The sequence below is a fragment of the Paraclostridium benzoelyticum genome (genome assembly GCF_001006285.1).
GTDB classification, from domain to species: Bacteria; Bacillota; Clostridia; order Peptostreptococcales; family Peptostreptococcaceae; genus Paraclostridium; species Paraclostridium benzoelyticum.
In genome coordinates, this window is the sequence record NZ_LBBT01000361.1 from 1 (window position 1) to 7,944 (window position 7,944).

The window sequence follows — 7,944 nt, forward strand, 5'->3', positions numbered from 1 at the left end:
ATAGATATATTTATACATAATCTTTTTATCTATTTTTTAAATTTTCTCAAAATTCAAACATACACTTTATATTTTTTTAATAATATTAATTAGAACTAACTTAACTATTTAAACATCAAAATAATTTATTAAAGTAGGAGGTACGATGGGAAATTTTCTTAATAAGTGGAACAATATTAGTTTGGTTAAAAGAATTTTAGTTGGTTTGATTATAGGAATATTGCTAGCATTAACTATACCTAATATAGCTAAACCAATAGTTATTTTCGGATCACTATTCGTTGGAGCTCTAAAATCAGTCGCTCCGATTCTTGTGTTTTTCTTAGTAATGTCCGCTATTTGTCAACACAAGCAAGGTCAACAAACTAATATGAAATCAATAATATTTCTTTATCTTTTAGGTACATTTTTAGCAGGGTTGGTTGCTGTTATCGCAAGCTTTTTATTCCCTATAACACTAACTCTTGGTTCTGGCGTTAGTAAGATGGCTCCTCCCGGTGGAGTTATCGAGGTTTTAAAATCACTAATTATTAACGTTGTTGATAATCCTGTAATGGCACTTTACAATGCTAATTATATCGGTATTTTATCTTGGGCTTTAATTATAGGGCTTGCACTTAAAAACGCTTCTTCATCTACTAAAACAATGATTTCAAACATCTCTGATGCACTATCTCAAGTAGTAAAATGGATAATTAATTTTGCTCCTCTTGGAATTATGGGGCTAGTATTTGATAGTATATCTACTCAAGGAATAGAATCCTTGCTTAGCTATGGACAATTAATTATATTATTAGTCGGTTGTATGCTTTTTATAGCACTTGTAGTAAATCCACTTATAGCTTTTGTTGGAATTCGTAAAAACCCTTATCCACTTGTCTTTAAATGTTTAAAAAACAGTGGACTTACAGCATTTTTTACTCGTAGCTCAGCTGCAAATATACCTGTTAATATGCAATTATGTAAAGATTTAAATTTGGATAAAGATACTTATTCAGTCTCTATACCACTTGGAGCTACCATTAATATGGGTGGAGCTGCAATTACAATTTCTATATTAACACTTGCAGCAGTTCATACCCTTGGAATAGAAGTAAATATTATTATGGCTTTATTACTTAGTTTATTATCCGCCATAAGTGCTTGTGGAGCTTCAGGAGTAGCTGGCGGTTCGCTTTTATTAGTACCTCTTGCATGCAGCTTGTTTGGTATCCCAAATGACATAGCAATGCAAGTCGTAGGAGTAGGATTTATAGTTGGTGTAATTCAAGATTCTTGTGAAACAGCTATAAATTCATCTACTGATGTTTTATTCACAGCTGTAGCTGAATTTTCAAAACTACGTAAAGAAAATAAATAATCATAGTTAAAAATGCGGTATAAGTTTATATACCGCATTTTTACTATTTACACTGTTTACTTTTTGTCACTTATCACAAAGCCTATTTTATAAATAATCCTCACTTTTCTTATTATCTATAATTGAATGACTACGTGACAGTCCACACGACATTGCATCTACTTCTGTTGTATTTATATCTTCAACTTCATGCTTTGTAGTTTTTACAATATGAGCTTCATCCTTATATTCATCAGTCCTATCATATAACTTGTGATTGACTAACATTTTTACTAGGCAAAATGCTAATGCTATCATAAAGAATAATATTGGAAAACCTGCAACAGTTGCGATTTGTTTAGTTGCATCTATACCACTAATTTTACCTCCTGCACAAATTAGGTTTACAATAGCCATAGAAGCCATTAATACTCCCCAAAATATATTTATTTTATAGGAAGTCTTAGTTTTTTCATTATTATCTGATTTTATTGATAGTCTTGTTATAGTTGTTGTAACAGAATCGCACATTGTAACTATTGAAATAAATATAGCCACTATAAAAAATATAGATAGTATTTTTACAAAAGGATATTTTGTTAAGAAAGCGAATAGTGATACTTCCATTCCTGAACTTTGTATAGATGACCATAAATCTCCATATGAAAGCTCTTGGTGTATAGCCGCTCCTCCAAATATAATAAACCATATCATACCAAATAATGCTGGTATTATTAAATTCATTACCATGAATTCTCGTATAGTTCTTCCTTTACTTATCATAGCAAAAAACATTCCATTCAATGGTGCGTAGGCTAACCATATAGCCCAGTAATATATAGGCCACCATCTAGGCCAATCAGATCCATCAATAGGACTTAAGTAAGTTGATATTTGCAAAAAATTACTTGCAAAATTGCCTAAAGATTGTGTTCCTAGAGATAGTATAAATGATGTCGGTCCTAATACAAATATAAAAACCATAAGTCCTATAAATAACTTTGTATTTTTATCTGATATCCATTTGATTCCTTTATCTATTCCAGTTATGCTAGATATTATATATGTTATAACTATTATGGTTACAATTGTAATCCACGTAAATTTATTATTAGGAACTCCAAGTATTATATTTAGCCCCTTGCTAATCTGCATAGTTCCTACTCCCAATATAGCAGCTACTCCGCCTGCCATAGCAAATAAACAAATATTATCAATTAAAGACTCTAATCTATAATTTACCTTTTTATTAAACAATGGGTATAATACAGAACTTACTCTACATGGTAATTTCATATTATATATTGCAAAAGCTATACATACTCCTGATATGGCATACATTGAATACGGGTAAAACGTCCAGTGTGTAAAAGATGTATTCATTGCAAACATTGCTGCAGACTCACTTCCTGGAATTATACCTATAGATTCTGGAGGATTCATAAAATGGGTTATGGGCTCTGCTATTCCCCAAAATAATATACCTGTACCTATACCCGCTGTTAATGATATACAAAACCAATTCCAATAACTCATAGTTGGATGTGCATCTTTTCCCCCTAATTTAATAGATCCATATTTTGAAAACATTAACCAAAAACATATAAATAAAAAAAATACAGCAGATAATTGAAATAACCATCCAAAGCTTTTAGTAGCCCATGTTACTATGTTATTTTCAATGTTATACAACATATTCGGTTTAATAATACCTATTGTAATAACAAAAAAGAATATTAGCGTCATAGGTATCATAATAGACCTTCTTACTTTCACACATTTTTCTACATTTTTATTTACCACAACATACCTCCTAATTTTTTCAATAAATACTATACTAATAATTTATATGCGTTAGTATATAATAAATAATAAAAAAGGAATGCATTAATACATTCCTTTTTTATTACTTATTTATTTAAACCCTTTATAGTATTAACTATTTTTTGTGTGTTTGCAGCAAAAGCATTATTTATAAATAAAACTTCATTTGCATTCTTTTCTTTTACTAATTTTTCTAAGCTTCCCTTATAATGTCTAGAATCTATAACTATTACCTCTTTATAGTGAGGTATTAAAAATGGAACAAATGCATTACCATAAGATTCTTTTACTACAACCAATTTTTTATTATTTTTAGCATCCTTATTTTTTATATCTATTCTTGGAAAATCTCCATGTAGGAAAACTGAGTAAGCATTAGATCCTTTAGCATAATCTGCATATAAAGTCGTTTTAAGAGGTTTATTAGGGTTTTCTTTTTCATATCTATAAACACTATAATCACAAGGAATTTTATAATAATCCACTTTATCTGGATTGTTTTTAATCTTACTATCTTGTGTTTGCGCATATAATGTTCCTAAAAAGCCTTCTTTAGTATATTTGTCATACTCCGATAGTTCTGCAGGTTTAAATCCTGCTTCTTTTGCAAATGATTTATATGCATAGTATGCACCTAATGAAGTCCAGTGATGATCAGTATTAAAGTATATATACTCCTCTTTATGCTTTTTCAAGTTATCATAAGCATCTACAGTCTTTACATCTTTGTCCATATTTTTATATATACTGTCTATAGAATCTTTTTCTGATTTTGACATATCTTTATATTTTTCAGGTAGTCCAAATTCAACATGAGTTGGGACTACCATATTATAAACTTGTACATCTTTTCCCAATGCTTTTTTATGTTCAGATATAATTTGAGAATATTCTTTTTCTCCAGCTTTATTTTCATTAAAAATCTCAAAAGCCTTATTTCCTACAGTAATAACTGATCCTGATTTTTCAGCAGTTGCATTACTATCAGTTTTATTACTTTCTGATGTATCTACTTTTTGTTCAGAACTACTACCTTCTTTACTAGAATTTATGGCATCTTTATTTGAGCACGCTACAACTTGACTCGCAATAATAAGTACTAAACACATTGCTAATATTTTTCTTGTTGATGGTTTTATTTTTTTATTCATTTTATTACCTCTCTATTTGTATAATTTTATTTCATCTTCACCTTGTCTTATTCCCTTTGATTCATTTATGTGAGAATATATCTGTAAAAATTTATCTCTAAATGGAAATGTGTCATTATAAAAATTTTCAATTCCTTTAAAGTACTCTCCAGAGAATAGTGATTCTTTTGTATACTTAGGAAATTTTGCTAATTCTCTTTTTTCTATCTCTGATACTGTTTTTTTTGGGATAATTACTGATAAAACAGAAAACATTATCAAGGTTGCCACAAATATAAATATATTTATTTTATTTAATATTTTACTTAATTCATTTTTTCGTTTCTCTTGTCTTTTTAATTTACGGCTCATAAGACCTCCTAAAACCTAAAATATAAAAATGGATTGTAGCTGCTTGCTATTAACATTGAAGTACAGCAAATCATTATAACTACATTTAATAGAACTTCTACAACTTGTCCAAATATTTTTATTCTACTTTGTCCTATATATTGTTTCAGATATGGATATATAGGGGTACTCGCAACTATAGCTATTAAAATCCAATATATATTGTTTGTAAAAACTAACTTTAGCTCATTATTTGTAAACTCATTATTTGTAAATCCAAATAATATCTTTATATATTCAAAAGCTCTATTTACATCTGTAAAGTAAAATAAAGTCCATCCAACTAAAAGTGCAACAATCAGATATATATGTGAAAATATTTTTGGTATTTTGTTTAAAACTCTAAATAAAATCTTTTTTTCTAAATATACTAATATACCAAAATAAAGACCCCAAAGTATAAAGTTCCAACTAGCTCCATGCCATATACCAGTTAAAAACCATACAACGAATAAATTAAATATAATGTTTTTTCTATTTCCACCTAATGGTATATATACATAGTCTCTAAAGAAACTTCCTAATGATATATGCCATCTTCTCCAAAATTCAGTTGCAGATTTTGATATATACGGATAGTTGAAATTCTCCATGTATGTAAATCCAAACATCTTCCCAAGCCCTATCGCCATGTCTGAGTATCCAGAGAAGTCAAAATATATTTGTATAGTAAACATTGCAATTCCAAACCAAGCTTCAAGAACAGTTATACTAGATAAATCTGAATTCATATATTGAGTTACAAACTGTCCTGCTACATTTGCAATTAATACTTTCTTTGCAAGACCTATAGTAAACCTACTTATTCCTCTACTAAAATTTTCTACAGTAATAACTCTACTTTCAATTTCTTCTTCTACATCTGAATATCTAACTATTGGTCCTGCAACTAATTGGTGGTACAGAGATACATACATCAAGAACTTAGAGAAATTTTTCTGTGCTTTAACATCTCCCTTATATACATCTACTGTGTATGATAAAGTTTGAAATGTGTAAAAAGAAATTCCTATAGGCAATGAAAACTTAGGTATTTCTAACGATAAATTAAATATAGTATTTAAATTTTCATATAAAAATGCACTATATTTAAAAGTAATTAATAATCCTAAATTAATACATATAGATGATAATAAACCTATTTTAGCTAACTTAGTTCCTCTATACTTTTCAATAAATAGTCCATGTCCATAATCTACTAAAGAACTAAATATTAAAAGAAATATCCATACCGGTTCTCCCCAAGCATAAAATGCTAAAGAAAAAATAATCAAAATAAAGTTTTTCCATTTTCTGCTCTTAACTGCATAATACAGAATAAGATTAATAGGAAGAAATAAGTAAAGAAATAACGTATTTGAAAATACCATAACCCACCTCCATTAGTTTTTATAATCTTAAATTCCTTAACCTTAGCGTTAATTTATCATCGTTAAGTGACATTTATGTTACAGTTAAAAATAGAAAAATCCAACTCTAAAATAGAGTTGGATTTTTAATTATTTGATCTTTTACAATATATTAAATTCAGCTTTACTTCCTTTTGCTGTAGATACTACTTCTAACTTAGCATCTATTCTTTCTTTTAATTCTTCAACATGTGATATTATACCTACTAACCTTCCACCTCTTTGAAGTTCAAGTAAACTATCAATTGCGTTATCTAGTGATTGCGGATCTAATGTTCCAAATCCTTCATCAACAAACATAGTATCAAGGGATACTCCTCCTGCATTTGATTGAACTACATCTGAAAGTCCTAGTGCCAAAGATAAAGATGCTTTGAAACTTTCTCCTCCTGATAATGAGCTAACATCTCTAGAGCTGTCTGTATAGTTATCGTAAATTTCTAGTTCTAAACCTTTTTGCCCCGCTCCTTTGCTCTTACTTTTCTTTCTTATTAAGGAGAATCTATCACCTGTCATTTTTTCAAGTCTTATATTTGCCGCTTCTATTATATCTTCAAAGTATGAAGCTAATATGTATCTTTCAAAAGATATATATGGAGATTTTTTACCATTTGCCAAATCAGCTAATTCTCCTACAACCTTATACTCTTCTTCTATAGCTTTAAACTTAGCATTTAAACTTTCTACATTTTTAAGTATAGATTTATTGTTTTCTAATACTGAGTAAAGTTCTCTAAGTCTAAGCTCTAAACCTTTCTTTTCTTCTTGAAGTTTCTTTAGGTTTTCATCAATACTATCTATATCAATAAAAGATAAATCTTTAGTTTTAATAACTATGTCTTCTTTTTTAGATTTAAGTAAATTTAAATTTAAATAATAATCTTCTACTTCTTTTTCTAAGTCTTTAATTAAGTAAATCTTTGATTTAAACTCCTCATAGTTATTAAAATCATTAAATCCTAAGTTTTTTAATAAAGTATTAAATTCTAACTTTATCTTTTCTACATTAGTCTTTAATTCTTCTATATAATCTTTAATTTGCTTAGATTTAGAAGTTTCACCTTCTAATTGTCTTGAAATATTTTCGTTATCTTCTCTTAACTTTATTAATTTTTTTTGGCTATCATCTAACTCTTTAGATTTAATGTTTATTAAATTTTCAAGAGTTTTTATATCTAAGATGTCATCAGGAATTTTTTCTTTATAATTTTTTATATTGAATTTTACTTCGCCTACTTCTTCTCTTAATTTTTTTTCCTCTTCATCTAATGTGCTTAATTCTTTTTCGATTTCTATAATACTATTTTCTATAGTTTGATTTTTTTCATCTATACTCTTTTTCAAGGATAGTTTTTCGTTTATTTTTATAAGACCCTTATTTAAATCATCAATATTAACCTTTAATTCAAGACCCTTTAACTTAACTATTTCATCTGTATTCTCTGAATATTTTTCATCTATATTTAAAGTTTTTGAAAACTTCGATAAACTATTGCTTACAATATCAAAATAATTTTTACAGTCAGTATTTAATTTAGTTAATTCATTTATTATTAAGTTGTATTCTTTTTCAGATTTCTCTAATTTTTCTTTAGCTATTTTTAATTCTTCCTTTGTTGGAACTACTAAGCTTTTACTTATAACCGCTGGACTTGGATGATTTTTAGATCCACATACTGGGCAAGGTTTATTTTCTTTTAAATTAGCTGCTAATATCCCTGCTTGTTCCTTTTTATATATTTCATCCATAGCTTCAAAGCTTTTCTTATAATCTTTATATATCTGCTCTATTTTTTCATACTCTTTATTTAATTTAATATGATTTTCTTTA

The 7,944-nt window shown here is 27.9% G+C and carries 4 protein-coding genes and 1 pseudogene; 1 reads left to right on the forward strand and 4 read right to left on the reverse strand.

Annotated elements, in window-relative coordinates:
• Positions 1-145: 145 nt before the first annotated feature.
• Entirely contained in the window at positions 146-1,360 is a 1,215-nt protein-coding gene (gene sstT, locus VN21_RS17570) for a serine/threonine transporter SstT (protein ID WP_046824416.1), read from the forward strand.
• An 87-nt stretch (positions 1,361-1,447) separates the two neighbouring features.
• On the opposite strand, the gene VN21_RS17575 is transcribed toward sstT, so the two are convergent.
• From VN21_RS17575 to VN21_RS17595, 4 genes and pseudogenes are all read right to left on the reverse strand, one after another.
• Complete coding sequence (locus tag VN21_RS17575) at positions 1,448-3,142, reverse strand: BCCT family transporter (RefSeq protein WP_064503625.1); 1,695 nt, start codon at positions 3,140-3,142, stop codon at positions 1,448-1,450.
• Positions 3,143-3,249: 107 nt separating this feature from the next.
• Positions 3,250-4,665: pseudogene (locus tag VN21_RS17580) on the reverse strand (DHHW family protein).
• Positions 4,666-4,673: 8 nt separating this feature from the next.
• Positions 4,674-6,074, reverse strand: coding sequence for an MBOAT family O-acyltransferase (locus VN21_RS17590; protein ID WP_046824419.1), 1,401 nt, complete (start codon positions 6,072-6,074; stop codon positions 4,674-4,676).
• A gap of 141 nt (positions 6,075-6,215) precedes the next feature.
• Positions 6,216-7,944 (reverse strand): SbcC/MukB-like Walker B domain-containing protein (locus VN21_RS17595; protein WP_046824420.1); only part of this gene is annotated, 1,729 nt, incomplete at its 5' end.

Excerpts from the sequence above, each read along its gene's own strand:
- sstT (WP_046824416.1), top strand. The coding sequence starts at position 146 with ATGGGAAATTTTCTTAATAAGTGGAACAATATTAGTTTGGTTAAAAGA.
- VN21_RS17590 (WP_046824419.1), bottom strand. The coding sequence starts at position 6,074 with ATGGTATTTTCAAATACGTTATTTCTTTACTTATTTCTTCCTATTAAT.